The organism is Lysinibacillus sp. FSL K6-1151, from assembly GCF_038630755.1.
Taxonomy (GTDB): Bacteria; Bacillota; Bacilli; order Bacillales_A; family Planococcaceae; genus Lysinibacillus; species Lysinibacillus fusiformis_D.
The window spans coordinates 1555977-1573208 of sequence record NZ_CP152040.1 but is presented as its reverse complement, the minus strand read 5'-3'; the positions used below and the strand labels follow the sequence as shown (position 1 = coordinate 1573208).

The window sequence follows — 17232 nt, the reverse complement described above, 5'->3', positions numbered from 1 at the left end:
AAAATTAGAGAATCCTTGATGTTTAATGCAGTGTATATGTCTCGCCCAGACTAAACTTTGTTTGTAGCGTTAACACCGTTTCTAGTAGAATATCTGCTCCCTTTGCACAATCCTCAAAGGTTGTTTCCTCTTCTTCACAATGACTCTTGCCTTCGATACTTGGGACAAAAATCATCGCGGAAGGAACCATACTTGCCATATACTGTGCATCATGACCAGCGCCGCTAAACATACGATGAGCTGAGTAACCAAAGCTTTGACATGCTCTTTCTACTTCATTGCAAATGGCGCTATCGAAATGCACGGTATCTCTTCCCCATAGCTTGACAGGCTGAATATGGCATCCGCCTGCTGTCTCTGGAAGTGCATGGAGAATATCCTCAACCAATTGCATGACCTCTGGCTTTTGGTGACGGGAATCAATGGTAAATGTCACCTTATTCGGGATGACTGTATGAATATTTGGAGAAACATGCATACGACCAAAGGTAAACACAAGCTGTTCATCCACCTTGCCTAATTGCTCATGGAGCTCTGTCATGATCGTCGATGCAACAATCATCGGATCTTTGCGCATTGACATTGGCGTTGTCCCTGCGTGATTCGATTGCCCCGTAATGGTGATTTCGTAGCAGACCATGCCTAGTACACCTTCAACAACACCAATCTCACGTTGTTTTGTCTCTAATACTGGCCCTTGCTCAATATGCAATTCAATATAAGCCAGTGCTTCTTTTAGACGATTGATCTGCTCTCCTTCATAGCCACTTGCTTGTAATGCTTCTTGAAAGCGAATGCCATTTTTATCTGTGGATTGCAGCATTTTTTCTTTATCAAACTTCGAGGTGATGACCCCTGAACTCATCATGGCTGGATCAAAACGTGCCCCCTCTTCGTTCGTGAAATTGACAATCATGAGTGGAATATCCACTTCAATGTCATTTTCCTTTATTGTTCGAATGGCCTCGATAGCTGTTAGTACGCCTAACACGCCATCAAATCTCCCACCTTTTTCAACAGAATCTAGATGGGAACCCATAACGATGGGCGGCACATTCTTTTTCCCAGGAAGCGTGGCATAAATATTCCCCATATCATCTACCTGAATGTTCATACCTAACGCCTCACAACACTTACAAAAATAGTTTCTTGCTAAAACGTCCTCATCCGAAAGAGACAAACGTGTGACACCACCATTGTCAGTGGCTCCAAATTGACTAAATTGTTCAATTAACTCTTGCAATCGTCTACTATTACATTTATACATATGCAAGTCCTCTCTTTCACAGTAGTTATTAAACATTCTAAAATAAATAAAACTTGTGAGATATGGATAGTAAACTAAAAAAATATGTGCAACTGCACATCATATATGGTAAGTTATGTTCATAATTAAGGGGGGTAAATATGGGGACGATTCGTAAAATTGTAGAGGGTGTTCAATTCCCAATGCTCACATTAGTCGCTGGACATAGTGGTACGTATCGCAGAGTTACTGGTATTAACGTTGTGGAGAGCAGTGATTTAATCATGTTTTGTAGACCTAATGAATTAGTCGTCACAACAGGCATTCATTTAGATGCACAAGCAGCTTCCTTAGAACAGCTTGTCAAACAAGCCTACACCAAAAAAGTAGCTGGCTTTATCATTAATACAGGGCCTTTCATTCCTGATATTCCTGAAGCCGTCATCTCTTTCGCTAATCAACATGATTTCCCTATTTTTCAAATGCCATGGAATTATCGTATTGCCGATCTATTAAAAACTACTTTTCAATTTATTGCCAACCATCATCAAGAGCTCTCCATCGAAGAAAAGGTACTTTTCAATCTACTATTTCACTACAAACAAAACGCTAACACGATGAAAGATCAACTAGCACAGCTAGGATTTCCCCACGGGAGAGAATTAGCGATCATTACTTGCACAACCATTGGCACCCAAGCCTCTATTGACCGTTATGAGGTGATGATGCAATTCGCTTTTCAAAATCGCTATCAACGCTTCTTAAAATTAAAGCATAAAAATCACCTCATTTTTCTAATTGATAAAGCTCAAATCATAACACCGAATGTACCCTTCTCAAAAGTCGTGGAAGAAATCTATGAAAAAATCACCTTAAAAAACGGTTTCTTAGATATTATTATCGGAAAAGGGAACTATTATAAAGAGCTAGAAAATGCTCGTAAAAGCTATGATGAGTCATTAACTGTCATTCATTTAGCACAGCTTCATAACAACCGTTACTTATACAAATATCAAGAAATTGGTGCCTATAAAATACTTATGGCTGTGCAAAATCAGCCCTTGATGAAGTCTTTCAGTCAGGATATTTTAGGACAGCTTTATCGCTATGATGAATTGCACAACACAGATTACGTTCCTTTTTTACGCATATTTGTTGAGGAAAATGGCAGTACAAGTAGGATTAGTGAACGTCAATTTATTCATCGTAATACGGTTCTTTATAAAATAAAGAAAATCGAAATGCTATTGGACATGGACTTAAGTAATCCCTTTACGAAAACTAACCTGTATATTGCTTTTTTAATTGAGGATGTTTTAACACATCAGTAGATTACTTAATTATCCGATTTTTCAATCTTTTTACTTCTGCTATTTTTTCAAAAAAACTCGGCTACAAAATTTGCGACATCCTCCTGAGATTGTGAGGCAACATGATATTGGTCACACCGTCATTGCCACAGAACGTGGTGTTTTTTGACGGTGTTCTTTTCTTTCAGCGATTGATTGAACACCCATTGCAAACACTCATCTCCCTCAGTGTAGGAGGAAATCTTCAGTTCAATCAAGATAAATACCCCTTCTAAAACACTTAAGGCATACATATAAAGTACAAATGGGGTCAACTGTGCATTTTCGTTGTCCACATCTGATACAAACATATGCATGCTATTCAACCACCTATACAGAGGGAGTGAAGCTTCGTGACTAATGTAACAAGCCCAAATTGGCAAGTGAAAGATGAACAATTTGTTTGGCACTCTATGAAGCCATACAATCCGAATGCAACGATGATTGTCCAATCGTCTAAAGGAGCATGGATTACCGACATTGAAGGAAAACGCTATTTAGATGCTATGGCTGGTTTATGGTGTGTGAATGTTGGCTATGGACGAGAGGACATTGCCAAAGTTGCCTATGAGCAATTGCTTGAAAATACGTATACACCATTATCTGTAGGGCATATCCCTGCCATTAAATTAAGCGAAAAAATTAGTGAGCTTTTAGAAGATGATTATGTCGTCTTTTTCTCCAATAGTGGCTCTGAAGCAAATGAGGCTGCCTTCAAAATCGCTAGACAATATCATCAACAAAAAGGTCATGCCAATCGAACGAAAATTATCTCTCGTTATCGTGCCTATCATGGGAGCTCAATGGGTGCTTTGGCAGCTACTGGACAAGCTCAGCGAAAATATAAATATGAGCCACTGGCACCTGGTTTTCTTCATGTCACACCGCCTGACACGTATCGTGCAAATGAAGACCATATTAAAAGTAAGGACCCTTGTGCATTACCATCCGTTCAAGCGATTGATCATCTTATGACATGGGAAATGTCCGATTCCATTGCAGCTATCATTATGGAGCCGATCATCACTGGTGGTGGCGTGCTTATGCCCCATGACCATTACTTACAAGGGGTCAAAACTATTTGTGAAAAGCATGGTGCATTGCTTATTGTCGATGAAGTAATTTGTGGTTTTGGACGTACTGGCAAAGCTTTTGGATTTCAAAATTACGGCATCCAGCCTGATATTGTGACAATGGCGAAAGGCTTAACAAGTGCTTATATGCCTCTGTCAGCTACAGCTGTTCGCCGTGAAATTTATGAGGCTTTTGCAGGGAGTGAGGAATATGACTTTTTCCGCCATGTCAACACATTCGGTGGATCACCAGCGGCATGTGCCGTAGCACTAAAAAATATTGAAATAATGGAGCGGGAAGATTTATTTGCCCAGTCCGCTTCGCTAGGAGCAACACTTCTGGCTACCTTACAGGAGCAATTAAAGGAACATCCATATGTTGGGGATATTCGTGGGAAAGGCTTATTGATTGGCGTTGAGCTTGTTCAAGATAAAGACAGCAAAACACCACTCGATGTTACGCTTGTAAACAAAGTGATTGCGCAATGTAAGGAACTCGGATTAATCATTGGGAAAAATGGTGTAACCGTTGCAGGTTTCAATAATGTATTGACATTATCTCCGCCACTGATTATCTCCTCAGATGAGAAAGATTTTATTATTGAAAAATTTGTGCAGGCATTACAATCTATTAAACTGTAGGAGGAATAGCTAGATGGTAACGAATACCGACATAAAAGAGCTAGGTCATTTTATCAATGGACAAACGATTTTAGGGAAAAGTGGCCAGTTATCAGATGTTTACAACCCAAGTACTGGCACTGTCATCGCTCGTGTTCCTTTAGCAACAACAGCGGAGGTGCAGGAAGCGATTACTGCTGCCAAAGCTGCCTTCCCAGCTTGGCGTGCTTTATCTATTGGGAAACGAGCAGAAATCGTCCTAAAGTTTCGCCAACTATTAACAGAAAATATGGATGAGTTAATCGATATGATCTGTACTGAAAGTGGCAAAACAATGGAGAATGCAAAAGGCGAAATTACACGAGGTTTAGAGTCAGTAGATTTAGCTATTAATGCCCCACATCTACTAAAAGGTGAATATTCCGTTAATGTAGGTGGTCATATCAATGCCTATTCGATGAAAGTACCATTAGGCGTAGTGGCGGCTATCTCGCCATTTAATTTCCCTGCCATGGTTCCACTAGCCATTACAAGCATGGCGATAGCCGTAGGAAATTGTGTGATTTTAAAGCCATCAGAGCGTGTTCCTTGCTCCGCTCTATTTTTATCAGAGCTATGGAAAGAAGCTGGTTTACCAGATGGTGTCTGGACTGTCATTAATGGCGATAAAGAGGCTGTCAATGAGCTGTTATGCAACCCAGCCATTGAAGCAATTTCCTTTGTCGGCTCTACACCCGTCGCAGAAGCTATTTATGCCACAGCCTCTAAACATGGGAAACGTGTGACAGCGTTAGGTGGTGGTAAAAATAATATGGTGGTTATGCCAGATGCTGACTTAGAGCACGTTGCCAATGCCTTTCTAGGTGCTGCCTTTGGAGCTGCCTCTCAGCGTTGTATGGCGATTTCAACTATTATTCCTGTAGGTGAGGATACAGCCAATAAATTAGTCAGTATTCTTGCTGATAAAATTGCCAAATTAAAAGTGGGTCCGTATACAGACTCCGAAGTCGATTTTGGACCAGTTATTACACAGCAGTCCAAGGATGCCATTATTGGTTTTATCGATCGTAGCGTGGAAGAAGGTGCTACAATTGTCTGTGATGGAAGAAATCCTAATATCGCCAAGCAATCGAATGGTTTCTACTTGGGTCCTACCCTACTCGATCACGTAAAGCCTGGGATGGAAATTTATGAGCAAGAAGTATTTGGACCTGCACGGAATATTGTTCGAGTAGCTACATTGGATGAGGCAATTGCTCTTATTAATGCCCATGAATTAGGGAATGGTGTGACAATCTTTACAAACAATGGTGCGGCTGCTCGGAAATTTACCACTGAAATTGAAGTTGGAATGGTAGGTGTCAACGTGCCCATTCCTATTCCAGTAGGCTATCACAATTTCGGTGGCTGGAAACGTTCAAGATTCGGTGAAGGGCATATGTTTGGCCCTGACCAAGTACGTTTCTTCACAAAAACGAAAACCATATCAGAAAGATGGGTGGAACAAGGAAATGATGTAACCTCATCCTTTGCTTTTCCGAGTAATCAAGACTAATCACTAAAATAAACATTCGTGTTGCTTCTTAAAGGAGCCATGCGAATGTTTTTGCTCTATTAAAAAAACTGACGAACCAAATTGGGTCACCAGTTTTTGCAGATTAATTAGTCGTTCTCTTTTTTCTCCACTTTTTTCACTTCTGTCTTTGTTACTTCAGTGAAATCCGCTTCCTCCCCAGCCTCCATGCCATAGCTAGGATTTCTGTCCATACGAGTGAATGTATCTACATCATCCTCGTCTTCAAATCGCTTCACAAGAATTGGTATGGTGATTAGACCCGCAAGCCCAACAAGGGCATATATCCATCGAGATAAGACCGCAGTTTGTCCACCAAACAAATAAGCAACTAAATCAAATCTAAAGAATCCAATGAGTCCCCAGTTGATTGCACCTATAATGACTAATACTAAGGCAATTCTATAAAGCACGCTCATGCGTACACCTCCTTTATCGTCTTTACTCCAAGCTGAATTTTCAGCAGGGAGATGTCATAAGAAGCGATAAAATGACAAAGACTAGTCATTAAAACCGCCATTTTGACGGTCTTATTTTTTGCAATAACTACTTTTTTATACAGCATGGAATTGCAGTGATGCTATTATCACAAAGAAAGGTACGACGATGAACGAACATTACTTGGATGGATTTTTATAGGTTTGCTCATGCTGAAGTAGCCATTCTTTGCGCCACATCCCGCCACCATACCCTGTCAACGTTCCATTGGAGCCAATAATTCGATGGCAAGGAACAACAATGCTTATATTATTTTTGCCATTGGCGCTACCGACAGCTCTTACAGCTTTTTCATTGTTAATGGCCATTGCAATATCTTTATAAGAAGCTGTTTCACCATAACCTATACTAGGTAAGGCATGCCAAACTGCTTGCTGAAAATCAGTACCTTTAAAGGTGTAAGGAAATGAAAACGCATGACGTTCACCAATAAAATACTCATGCAATTGCTTAGCACATGTTAGTAGCACTTGAGGAGTATCTTGTTGAGGGATATTGACAATCTCCCCTCGCTCTGCAAAATTAATCCCATCAATAGCTGTTTCACTACCTTCGATTTCAATAATTCCAATGGGCGATTTGTAATCTAATTTATACCGTTTCATATTAGTGACCTCCATAAATAAAAGGTGGCATAAGCTTGCCAGCCTTGCCAATGTTTCGCATAGTGATGAATTTCCTCAAGCGTTGGTTTTCGCTCTAATGCTAATTGTGTTTTTATTGCATTATGCAATCCAACATCTGCAATAGGGAAAGCAGATGGCTCTTGTAAACATTTCATCAACACATAGTCGGCTGTCCATGCACCAATGCCTCGAATAGCCATTAAACTTTGTTTCATGTCCTCGTAGCCGTCTTTTTGACGCAATAAACCTTTTGTCAATTGACCATTTGCTATACTTTTCGCAATATCAATAATGTACTCTGATTTCCTCAATGTAAATTGAAGGCTTCTCAAGTCCTCTACCTGAATGGCTGCTATTTTTTCTGGTGTCGGAAAGAGCCAGTAGCTTTGTCCCTTAAAGTGAACATGCTCTCCAAAATGTTCTACAAATCGTTTTTTTAACGTATAAGCGAATGTTAAATTGATTTGTTGTCCAATAATAGCCCACACCAGTGCTTCAAATAAATCAGGAATTCCGATTAAACGTAATCCACTATATTTTTTCGTAAGTGAACATAAGATGGGATCCTGTTCAGCCATCTGGTAATAGTCCTGCAAGTTCCTGTTTAAATCAAACCACTCTGTTATATATTGTACGATGATTGCTCGTTCATGGACAGCTGGCTGATTCATCAGAAAGGATACTTTTATTTTATTGTCTTGCTCGGTGACGGTACATAAAATAAGCCGTTCATTTATCTTTAATAATTTGCAGAGTGTGTCCTTTTTTATATGATGCAAATTTTCTTGATTGGAGCGCTTTAAGAACAGCAAACATTCCATATAATTGAATTCTTTTGGTGGTTCGATGACTACATAACAATCGGCATTTATCCAATTCATAATAGGTCTCCTTTCTATGAAAGGTGTCGATATTGTGTAGGTGAACAATTTTTCAACCGTCGAAAAACTTTATAAAAATTGGATGGACTTTGAAATCCTACTTCATAGCAAATTTCTAAATTTGTAGCATCTGTATGCTTTAATAAGTGGGCAGCTTTATCAATTCTTATTTTTTCTAGATATGTTCTGGGAGTCTCTTCTGTTTCTTGTTTAAATAATCGTTCAAGATGAAATGGACTGATGCCGACATGCGCCGCCATATCCTGTAATGTCAGCTTTTGTTTATACTCATTGATGATAAATGCTGTAATATTTTTAATCAATTGGGTATGTGGTGAATGTTCTATTTCAGGCTGACAACGTTTACATGCACGATACCCGGCTGCTTCTACTTCTTGAATATCTTCATAAAATTCAACATTCACCTTTTTCGGTTTTCTTGATTTACAGGAAGGACGGCAATATATTTTAGTGGTTTTAACTGCCGTATAAAATAGCCCATCATAGGTTTGATCACATGCTATGATTTTTTCCCACTTTTCCTCAAAGGATAAATTGATTGGATTGTCCACGAATGAACCACCTCGATTTCATAGATTACACATATAAAGAAGAAGTATCTTGGTCTTTTACTAATTGTGCAGCATGCTGTGATAAATAGGCAATGATTTTATCTGAAAGTGCATTGCCAAAGCTCAAACGCCTTACCCCTAATTCTTTTAATAGTTGGCAATTTGTTAATCCTGGTAAAGAAAGAAGATTGATCGGTGCATCCACATTGCTTGTGATAGCACTTATTTCATTGACATCTATTAAGCCTGGGATAAAGACCCCACTTGCTCCGCTCTCGCTATAAGCTTGTGCTCTCATCATGGTTTCCTCGAACGGATGCATTAGCAGCAAATACGTATCTGTTCTTGCATTAATAAAGAAATCTTTATAGCCATGATTATCTAGCCTTGCCCTCATATTTGCTAGCAGGTGACAGTGTTTTGTTATATTTCTTAATCCAGTTTGCTTTTTAAAGGAATCCTCGATGTTAATTCCTGCTACTCCAACATCTGCTGTTCTTAACACATTGTCGATAATACTTTGTTCATCATGACCATACCCCGCTTCAATATCCGCAGATACGGGGATGTTCACCTGCTCTGCAATAGCTTGAATAATATTTAGATGGTGTTGAAAGTCTATCCATTCACCGTCAGCATAGCCTAATGAATTCGCTATACCCCAGCTAGTTGTGCCAATCGCCTGAAAACCTGCTTTTTCTAATGCTAATGCCGATAATACATCCCAAGCATTTCCTAAAAACAACAGCTCTTGTGCACAATGTAAATCATTGAATTCCTGAATTTTTGACATAGCGAAAGCCTCCATACTGTTTGATTGACCTCATATTATCAGGAATTCTCCACTTATTTCGTCCTCAATCTTGCTATTATGGTCTTGTTGGACGCAATAGGAGCATACAAAAAAGACGTCCAAAACAATCGCTTTGTCCTGACGTCTTTTCATGTTATTTCAAATCAAACTACATTAAGTAAGCACCTGTTCCTTTGCATGCTTACGCTGGAAGGCAATCTCTTGTCGTTTTTCTTTCGTTACACGTTGCCAAATGACCACTGTAATAAACCCAATAATGGCTATGATGTTCAACAAGCAACGGAAATCGTCATGAACTATATTACTGAGATTGTTCGAAACGCCAACCTTTTTTTATGTGTAAAATAAAAATAAGCAACAGTGATTATGATAGCAAAATAATATTATCAAACCCCTCAATACAATAGTAAAACCCCTTCTAGCTTATGCTAAAAGGGGTTACTGTTATTTTTGCCAATGATTTAGTTCTTTTAACAATTCGGGTAGCTGTAATTTCCTTACGTCGATGGGCGGTAATGCCTTAATAAACTCTTTTCCATAGGACTTACTAGTAATACGACGATCTAGTACAATGAACGCACCTTTATCTTGTGAAGAACGAATTAATCGACCAAAGCCTTGCTTAAAGCGCATAATGGCCTCTGGTAAGGAAAGCTCTGTAAAGGAATTACGGCCTTGAGCTGTTAGATGCTTTGCTCTCGCTTTAAAGACGGGCTCTTCTGGTGAAGAAAATGGTAGGCGTACGACAATGACAGAGGCAAGGGCATCCCCTGGCACATCCACACCCTCCCAAAAGCTATTTGTGCCAAAAAGCACGGCATGGCTAAATTTTTGGAATGATTTTAAAATGCGCATACGGCTACCGCCTGTCACACCTTGTGCAAAAAGCATATAGTCATCTAAAAGCTCACTATCTTGAATAAGCTCGACCGTTTTTCGTAGCATATCCTGTGCCGTAAAGAGCACAAAGCAACGCCCCTCTGTCATACGAACTGTCCGTGTAATAGCATGGGCAACAGCCTCAATGTATTCTTCTTGGCTGACATGCTGAATATCTGGCATATCAGTTACAATAAATGCCTTAGCGCCCGCATAATAGGCTGGTGGTGCTTGTAGTTTCATAACTTTGACTTCATTTGAGATGCCTAGCTGACGTGTAATAAAACGTTCATTGCCAGGTACCGTTAATGTACCTGATGTCCAAACAATACTTGCTTGCTGACGTAGAGGTGCTAACACTTGTTCAATAATTGGTGTGACATTGACGGGCTTTTTAAAGACATGGAGACTGCCTGGAACACTTCGTACATCAAATTCTAACCAAACAGAATTGCCGTCCTGCGGGGAGAGAAAAATATCTTCCCATTCTGCAATTTTTATTTTCACTTCTCGAATCCAATACTGCCATTCAGACAATACAAAAAGGTCATTTTTATCTAATTGCTCGATATTATTTTCGAAAGCCTGCGTAATTCCACTAGCTAGATCCAACCATTGCTGTGTCAGTTTACTGACTAGTGCAAATGGCTCTTTCGCCAATGAAACATCCTCTAAAAACAAGGTACATTTACTACCAGTTTGCTTCCCTTTAACTTGCTGTTGCATTTTTTGAATCGCTTGCTGAATTGTTTCATCAAATGTTCGTTGTAGACGGATAAATTGTGCATCCAGTCGCTGTAAATTTTGCATAGCTACTCGCTGTTTTTTCTTTGCTGCCTGGCAAAACTGTTGAAATAAAGCACTGTCCTCCATCGTGCCAATTTGGCCGAAAATATACTTCCATTGTGTATAGGAGAAGACAACCTCATCTTGCTGCATTGCTGCCTGAATAAATTGATGTGCCTCATCCATAATCCAGCCATCAATTTGTGTAAAGAGCGGTGTTTGACGCACTAAATCGCTCAATACCATGGCATGATTCGTCACAATACAGTCCGCAACAGTGCTATTCTTTAACGCTCGTTCATAGAAATCAAAGCCCTTTGAAGGCTTGTCACTCGGTATTTTGCGGATTTTCTCTAAAAACAGTTGGCCGCCACCAGAAACATTGAGCTCACTTAACACACCTGTCTCTGTTTTTGTCAGCCAAACGAGTATTTGTAAAATAGTAAATGTATCATCATAGGATTCATCAGCATGGGCCATACATTGCTCAAAGCGTTCCAGATCAATGTAATGTTGCATTCCCTTTAGCACACATAAATTCACTTTTGTCCCAAGAATTTTTTCAATCTTAGGTAGCTCTTCCTCTACAAGCTGTTCCTGTAGATGAGAAGTATAGGTGCTAATGGCTATCTTTTTATGGACAGCTCGTGCATACAAAATCGCAGGAAGTAAATAGCCAGCGGTTTTGCCAATACCTGTAGAAGCTTCAATCACACACTCTTTTTGTTCATGTAATGCCTGCCAAATCGTGTCCATCATCTCAAATTGTGCAGGTCTTACCTCAAAATTTGGGAGTGCCTTTGCCATGAATGCCTTTTTTTCATCCACCGTTTGCGGATAGTCCATCGTTTGTGATTCATTCTCATGCTGATTACGACCATTACAAATGGCAAAATTGCGGTAATAATGCACATTTTCATGACCTGTCAGATGCTGACGTTTAATTTGTAATGCCTCGAAAAAAAGCTGAGCAATATTTGATTTCATGCGAAATGAACGCTTGTGCATCTGCTCTAGCGTTAGCTGTGGGAGATTTAACAGCTCCTTCCAGCAATATTTGAATAGCTCTGCCGTAGCAAGAGCATCGTCGTCTGCTCGATGTGCATTGGCTAGCTCGATATTTAAATCTGCTGCTAAATCCCCTAGCTTAAAGCTGAGGGACATCGGAAACAAAATTTTAGCTAGCTCCACCGTATCCATTTTTTTACCCTGCCACTTCAATAGTCCGGCACGTTTAAATTCTGCTTGTAAAAAGGATAAGTCAAAATCTGCATTATGTGCGACAAACACACAATCAGTTAAGAGTTCATATATGTAATCCGCATGTGCCTCAAATGGTAAGGCATCCTTAACATCTTCATCCGTGATATGCGTTAAATCTTGAATGAAAGATGGAATGGTTTTTCCTGGATTAATGAACTTCGTATAGGTACGCTCAATTTCCCAATCTTTCATAATAACAATCGCGATTTGAATCATCCGGTCTCCATTTGCTGGTGAATGACCAGTTGTCTCCAAATCTACAATTGCATATTTTTGACTTTCCATCATACATCTCAACTCACAGTTCACATTAGATAAGTTGAATTTTATCATAGATTTGTCTTTACGGCATCCTTTCTCCTCCTTTGATGAGCCACTTCAGCCATACAAAAAACGCAACCTTAGAGGAAGCCCCTAAGGTTGCGTAAAAGAAAATACGATTACCTGTTTACCTAATCAATCAGAAGTTTATTGTTTTTTAGCTAGGTCAACAATACGACCTTCTGTTGTTGTTTTCACTTCTTTTAGGGATAGTAATTGCTCTTGAAGGTTTTCCCAGTCAGACAAGCCTAAATCTGTAACACGACCTTCTTCATATGCTTTCGCAAACATATCAAAGCCATCTCCACCTTTAGCCGTGTATGCATTCGTTGCTACTGTATACCGTTTATCATCCTGCAACGGAACGTACTTACCTGTCGCTTTGTCGAAGTACTCCACAGATACAACACGTGAGCCTGCTTCTTTCGATGAATCATATTGTAATTTTGCCCCAGCGATGTGCAGGAAGCCACCATTTTCATTCGGTACATTTTTCAATGATACTTCAAACGCAGCTTTTAGCTCAGCACCAGTTGCGTCCATTAATGCTAATGTATTACCAAATGGTAAGACTGTAATAACCTGACCAACAGTAATATTACCTGCTGGAATTGCTTCTCGGATACCTCCTCCGTTTTGCAATGCCATTACAACTGTTTTATCTGTAAATTTTTGTGCTTTTGCTAACATACCATCAGTAATAATATTACCTAGAGCTGTTTCATTGCTACGCACACTTTCAAGACTAGTTTCACTTGAACGAGGGTTGGCTAATGCTTCTTTCAGTGTTACACCAATTTCTTTGTTGTTCACTTCATCTACTTTTGCTTTATACGGTGCAAGCAGCTTCACTAATTTCTTATCTTCCGCTACTTTACCAAGGTCAATTAATTCACCTTTATACTTTGTGACAACACCATCTCCATCAAATGTTACATCGAGTGTACCTAAATATTTTACATACTCATTTGCTTGTACAATTAATGTAGCATCTTTTGCTTCGCCAACCGTGTTTGTGTCAACTACAAATGGTTCCTCTAATTTTGTATGATCATGACCACCAACAATGACATCAATGCCTGGTACGTTTTGTGCTAGTAAAATATCATTATCCACATTAGGGTTATCATTATAACCGATATGTGTTAAAGCGATAATTTTGTTGACGCCCATTCCTTCAAAGGCAGCCACTGCTTTTTCCGCTTCCTCGATATAGTTTGTAAATTTCACTTTGTTTGGAGAAGCAATATCTTTCGTTTCTTCTGTCGTTAAGCCGAAAATACCTACTTTTTCTCCATTGATTTCTTTCACGATACCTGAATAAATTTTACCGTTTTCAGGCTCACTTGAAATTAAATCTGTAAATAAACCAGTGAATTTGTCATCTGCTGAGAAATCTGTATTGGCATCCACAAATGGGAATTTAGCACCTTTAATAAAGTCTACTAGTGCTTGATGGCCTTCAGGTGATGAACCTAAATCAAATTCGTGGTTACCAAATACCATGGCGTCAAAGCCGATTTCATTTAATAATGCTAAGTCTGCTTGTCCATGGAATTCGTTAAAGTATAGTGTACCGCTAAATGCATCACCAGCGTGTAATGTTAGAACATTCTCCTTTGCTGCACGTTGCTCCTTTACAGCTGTTGCTAATTTAGGTAGTTCATTTGCACGAGCGTGTGTATCATTTACATGTAAAATTGATAAAGTAAATCCATCTTCTGGCGTTGATTTTGTTAGGGCTTCTGCAATCACAGTTGCTAACTGTCCACGTGTAACATTTTCGCTAGCCGCATGGTTTTTTACACTTTCTAGCTCTGGTAATGTTGGAATAGACGACAAGATTTTTGCTAAATCACCATGTGTAATTGTTTGGTTTGGACGGAATGTTTTGTCCCCATAGCCTGAAATAACTTTTAGCTCTACAAGCGCTGCAATGGAACCATAATATGGATTGGATGCACCAATATCCGTAAAGTTAGGATTCTCAACATCTTTCGTATCCAGCTTTAAGGCACCTGCAATCATTTTAGCAGCTTGTCCACGTGTGACATTTGTATCAGGTTTAAATGTACCATCTGGGTATCCGCTAATAATCCCCGCTGCATAAAGAGTAGCGATGCCATCAAAGTCTGCATGACTTTCTTTTACATCTGAAAAAGGACTTGCTGCCGATACTGGTGCTACTGCTACCGCTGTTACAGCTAATGCTGCGGCAGTTGCTGTTAAAAATTTGTTACGTTTATTTTCCATTACAAATGATACCTCCACTAGTAAAATGATGTACTAACAACTAAATTCTACATAAATATGACACAAAATACTAGAACATTCGAATTTTTTTACAAAATTATAATCTTAAAACTAGTTTAATAGTAAGAAAAGAAAAATTTTTCCAAAACTTTTGTAATGGATACGAATACAGAAAAAAGGAGGATTGGCTATACTTTGCCATCCTCCTATCTAATATCTAATTATAAATTGCTGCTTCCATCTTAATGAATGCTACTCACTTCACTACATCACTGTTGCTTCTGGCTCATGTGCAATCATTTCTTTAATAGTATTGCCCTCTCCCATAATGGCCACTGTTGGTTTATGCTCTTTGGCTTCATGATTATCCACATAGACATAGGAAATAATGATGACAATATCGCCACGTTGCACAAGTCGCGCTGCTGCACCATTCACACAAATTACGCCTGAACCTCGTTCACCAGCAATGATATATGTTTCAAAACGAGCACCATTATTATTATTCACGACATGTACTTTTTCATTTGCTAGCATACCTACTGCATCTAAAATATCTTCATCAATTGTTATGGAGCCGACGTAATTTAAATCCGCCTGTGTCACTGTTGCACGGTGGATTTTACTATTCATCATCATACGTAACATATTTACAGTCCTTCTTTCACAGTAAAGATACAATTATCGATTAAGCGTGTTTTACCTATATAGACAGCTGCTGCCAACAGAGCTTGCTGTGTCGTAGCAGTCACGGGTGTTAAATCTGGGTAAGCTAATATTTGGATATAGTCAATCTGACCATGCGTTCGTGCATGAATATGAGCTTTTGCTTTAGCCAGTGCACGCACAGCATCACCATTCGCTAGAAAGCTATCACGTGCCAATTGTAATGCTTCATAGATGGCTGGGGCCTCCTGTCGCTCTGTCTCACTTAAATAGACATTGCGAGAAGATTTCGCTAAACCGTCTTCCTCACGGACAATTGGGACAACACGTATTTCTAATGGGAAATTAAAATCACGTACCATCGTTGCAATAATGGCAACTTGCTGTGCATCCTTTTGTCCAAAATAAGCCCGAGTTGGTTGTGCTAAGTGAAATAATTTCGAGACAATCTGTAACACGCCATCAAAGTGGCCTGGACGACTCGCACCACAAAGAATGGTTGCTTGCTCACCAGCCTGTATACGGATGCCACCATCGTGGGGATACATTTCTTCCACACTTGGTGCAAACATAATATCAACACCAACAGACTGTGCCAATGCAGTATCTCTAGGTAAATCACGAGGATAGCTTTCAAAATCTTCATTTGGTCCAAATTGTGTTGGGTTGACGAATATACTCATAACGACTACATCATTTTCAGCACGAGCTGTTTGTGCCAATGTTAAATGACCTTCATGTAAATAGCCCATCGTCGGAACAAGTCCAATGGTTTGATGAGCCTGCTTGGCTGCGTTTATTTCTTCAGCTAATGCTTGTATGGTAGTTACGACTCTCATGCTTGGACGCCCCCATATAACTTATCTAATGCTTCTTCTTTCATCGTAAAGAAATGCTTTGGTGCAGGGAAAGTACCTGCTTTCACAGCTTCAACATAGCGAACCATGCCAGCGCTTGCTTCTTTGCCCATATCGGCAAATTGTTGAACAAACTTCGGCACATGATGTGAGCCGTAGCTTAACATGTCATGATACACCAGCACTTGTCCATCAGCTTCTACTCCTGCACCAATGCCAATGGTCGGAATCATTAAACTAGCGGAGACAACCTCAGTCAGCTGGTGAGGGATACATTCTAATACGACTGCACAAGCACCCGCTTCTTCGCATTGTTTTGCTTCTTCAATTAACGTGGCAGCCTGTTCAGCCGTTTTTCCTTGTACTTTATAACCGCCTAGCACCCCTGCTGACTGTGGCAATAAACCTAAATGAGCAACAACAGGAATACCAGCTGATGTTAATTTACGAATGACAGCAATAACCTCACCCGCTCCCTCTACCTTTAAGGCATCAGCCCCAGTTTGTTGCATCATCGCAATGGCTGTTGTTAATGTTTCATTGACATCGCCATGATAAGAACCGAATGGCATATCCACGACCATAAACGTATCCTTTGCTCCACGTCGAACCGCTTTAGCATGATGAATCATATCCGCTACAGTCACTGGCATTGTAGAATCATAGCCAAGCACGACCATTCCAAGTGAATCACCGACCAGTATCATATCGACACCAGCGTCTTCAGCGAATGTAGCAGCCGGATAATCATAGGCCGTCACCATTACGATTTTTTCGCCTGCTGCTTTCATCTTTAAAAAATCTGTCGTCGTTTTCATGTTGTAGTCCTCCTTTTTTAAGGGAAGAAAACAGAAAAACCCCTCTGTGCCGAAAACGGACAGAAGGGTAGTGTTTCGTTCATTGGAAAAAACCTCATCAAGAGGCAATAGCTTACAAAAAGAAAGCTATTTGAAC

16 protein-coding genes are annotated in these 17232 nt (G+C 39.8%); 3 read left to right on the top strand and 13 right to left on the bottom strand.

Going from position 1 to position 17232, the window contains the following annotated elements:
- Nucleotides 1-22: 22 nt before the first annotated feature.
- A complete protein-coding gene (locus MHI04_RS07450) occupies nt 23-1267 on the bottom strand; it encodes a Zn-dependent hydrolase (protein ID WP_342535474.1) in 1245 nt (414 codons plus the stop codon).
- Nucleotides 1268-1407: 140 nt separating this feature from the next.
- Between MHI04_RS07450 and MHI04_RS07445 the strand changes: the two genes are divergently transcribed.
- On the top strand, nt 1408-2577 hold the full coding sequence (locus MHI04_RS07445) for a PucR family transcriptional regulator (RefSeq protein WP_036118693.1): 1170 nt from the start codon (nt 1408-1410) through the stop codon (nt 2575-2577).
- Nucleotides 2578-2696: 119 nt separating this feature from the next.
- On the opposite strand, the gene MHI04_RS07440 is transcribed toward MHI04_RS07445, so the two are convergent.
- On the bottom strand, nt 2697-2912 hold the full coding sequence (locus MHI04_RS07440; protein WP_036118696.1) for a hypothetical protein: 216 nt from the start codon (nt 2910-2912) through the stop codon (nt 2697-2699).
- A gap of 36 nt (nt 2913-2948) precedes the next feature.
- Here MHI04_RS07440 and MHI04_RS07435 point away from each other — a divergent pair, with 36 nt between their 5' ends.
- Together MHI04_RS07435 and MHI04_RS07430 are read left to right on the top strand one after the other, a co-directional pair.
- Nucleotides 2949-4310 (top strand): aspartate aminotransferase family protein, encoded by a 1362-nt coding sequence (locus MHI04_RS07435; protein ID WP_271912810.1) that lies wholly within the window; start codon nt 2949-2951, stop codon nt 4308-4310.
- Nucleotides 4311-4323: 13 nt separating this feature from the next.
- Nucleotides 4324-5844, top strand: a complete 1521-nt coding sequence (locus MHI04_RS07430) for a CoA-acylating methylmalonate-semialdehyde dehydrogenase (RefSeq protein WP_342535473.1) — start codon at nt 4324-4326, stop codon at nt 5842-5844.
- Between the two features lie 107 nt (nt 5845-5951).
- Here MHI04_RS07430 and MHI04_RS07425 read toward each other — a convergent pair whose 3' ends face one another.
- From MHI04_RS07425 to panB, 11 genes are all read right to left on the bottom strand, one after another.
- The gene (locus MHI04_RS07425) at nt 5952-6281 is read right to left on the bottom strand and encodes a DUF378 domain-containing protein (RefSeq protein ID WP_036125191.1); all 330 of its coding nucleotides are present in this window, start codon (nt 6279-6281) and stop codon (nt 5952-5954) included.
- Nucleotides 6282-6479: 198 nt separating this feature from the next.
- A complete protein-coding gene (locus MHI04_RS07420; RefSeq protein ID WP_089933272.1) occupies nt 6480-6965 on the bottom strand; it encodes a methylated-DNA--[protein]-cysteine S-methyltransferase in 486 nt (161 codons plus the stop codon).
- Nucleotides 6962-7867 (bottom strand): DNA-3-methyladenine glycosylase, encoded by a 906-nt coding sequence (locus MHI04_RS07415; RefSeq protein WP_342535472.1) that lies wholly within the window; start codon nt 7865-7867, stop codon nt 6962-6964. Before MHI04_RS07415 ends, MHI04_RS07420 begins: the two co-directional genes overlap by 4 nt.
- A 14-nt stretch (nt 7868-7881) precedes the next feature.
- A complete protein-coding gene (locus MHI04_RS07410; protein ID WP_036125187.1) occupies nt 7882-8439 on the bottom strand; it encodes a bifunctional transcriptional activator/DNA repair enzyme AdaA in 558 nt (185 codons plus the stop codon).
- Between the two features lie 25 nt (nt 8440-8464).
- Nucleotides 8465-9232 carry an isocitrate lyase/phosphoenolpyruvate mutase family protein gene (locus MHI04_RS07405; RefSeq protein WP_036125184.1) on the bottom strand — a complete coding sequence of 256 codons (768 nt, stop codon included), beginning with the start codon at nt 9230-9232 and terminating at the stop codon, nt 8465-8467.
- A gap of 174 nt (nt 9233-9406) precedes the next feature.
- Nucleotides 9407-9529 (bottom strand): hypothetical protein, encoded by a 123-nt coding sequence (locus MHI04_RS07400; RefSeq protein ID WP_255358821.1) that lies wholly within the window; start codon nt 9527-9529, stop codon nt 9407-9409.
- 168 nt (nt 9530-9697) lie between these two features.
- A complete protein-coding gene (gene dinG / locus MHI04_RS07395; RefSeq protein ID WP_271912797.1) occupies nt 9698-12469 on the bottom strand; it encodes an ATP-dependent DNA helicase DinG in 2772 nt (923 codons plus the stop codon).
- Nucleotides 12470-12649: 180 nt separating this feature from the next.
- Entirely contained in the window at nt 12650-14755 is a 2106-nt protein-coding gene (locus tag MHI04_RS07390; protein ID WP_036124509.1) for a 5'-nucleotidase C-terminal domain-containing protein, read from the bottom strand.
- A gap of 264 nt (nt 14756-15019) precedes the next feature.
- Nucleotides 15020-15403, bottom strand: coding sequence for an aspartate 1-decarboxylase (panD, locus tag MHI04_RS07385; RefSeq protein WP_036124512.1), 384 nt, complete (start codon nt 15401-15403; stop codon nt 15020-15022).
- A 2-nt stretch (nt 15404-15405) separates the two neighbouring features.
- Complete coding sequence (panC, locus tag MHI04_RS07380; RefSeq protein ID WP_036124514.1) at nt 15406-16260, bottom strand: pantoate--beta-alanine ligase; 855 nt, start codon at nt 16258-16260, stop codon at nt 15406-15408.
- Nucleotides 16257-17096, bottom strand: a complete 840-nt coding sequence (panB, locus tag MHI04_RS07375; protein ID WP_271912793.1) for a 3-methyl-2-oxobutanoate hydroxymethyltransferase — start codon at nt 17094-17096, stop codon at nt 16257-16259. Before panB ends, panC begins: the two co-directional genes overlap by 4 nt.
- Between the last annotated feature and the right edge of the window lie 136 nt (nt 17097-17232).

Excerpts from the sequence above, each read along its gene's own strand:
- MHI04_RS07430 (WP_342535473.1), top strand. The coding sequence starts at position 4,324 with ATGGTAACGAATACCGACATAAAAGAGCTAGGTCATTTTATCAATGGA.
- MHI04_RS07420 (WP_089933272.1), bottom strand. The coding sequence starts at position 6,965 with ATGAAACGGTATAAATTAGATTACAAATCGCCCATTGGAATTATTGAA.
- panD (WP_036124512.1), bottom strand. The coding sequence starts at position 15,403 with ATGTTACGTATGATGATGAATAGTAAAATCCACCGTGCAACAGTGACA.
- MHI04_RS07390 (WP_036124509.1), bottom strand. The coding sequence starts at position 14,755 with ATGGAAAATAAACGTAACAAATTTTTAACAGCAACTGCCGCAGCATTA.
- MHI04_RS07425 (WP_036125191.1), bottom strand. The coding sequence starts at position 6,281 with ATGAGCGTGCTTTATAGAATTGCCTTAGTATTAGTCATTATAGGTGCA.
- dinG (WP_271912797.1), bottom strand. The coding sequence starts at position 12,469 with ATGATGGAAAGTCAAAAATATGCAATTGTAGATTTGGAGACAACTGGT.
- panB (WP_271912793.1), bottom strand. The coding sequence starts at position 17,096 with ATGAAAACGACGACAGATTTTTTAAAGATGAAAGCAGCAGGCGAAAAA.
- MHI04_RS07445 (WP_036118693.1), top strand. The coding sequence starts at position 1,408 with ATGGGGACGATTCGTAAAATTGTAGAGGGTGTTCAATTCCCAATGCTC.
- MHI04_RS07405 (WP_036125184.1), bottom strand. The coding sequence starts at position 9,232 with ATGTCAAAAATTCAGGAATTCAATGATTTACATTGTGCACAAGAGCTG.
- MHI04_RS07450 (WP_342535474.1), bottom strand. The coding sequence starts at position 1,267 with ATGTATAAATGTAATAGTAGACGATTGCAAGAGTTAATTGAACAATTT.
- MHI04_RS07440 (WP_036118696.1), bottom strand. The coding sequence starts at position 2,912 with ATGCATATGTTTGTATCAGATGTGGACAACGAAAATGCACAGTTGACC.
- panC (WP_036124514.1), bottom strand. The coding sequence starts at position 16,260 with ATGAGAGTCGTAACTACCATACAAGCATTAGCTGAAGAAATAAACGCA.
- MHI04_RS07415 (WP_342535472.1), bottom strand. The coding sequence starts at position 7,867 with ATGAATTGGATAAATGCCGATTGTTATGTAGTCATCGAACCACCAAAA.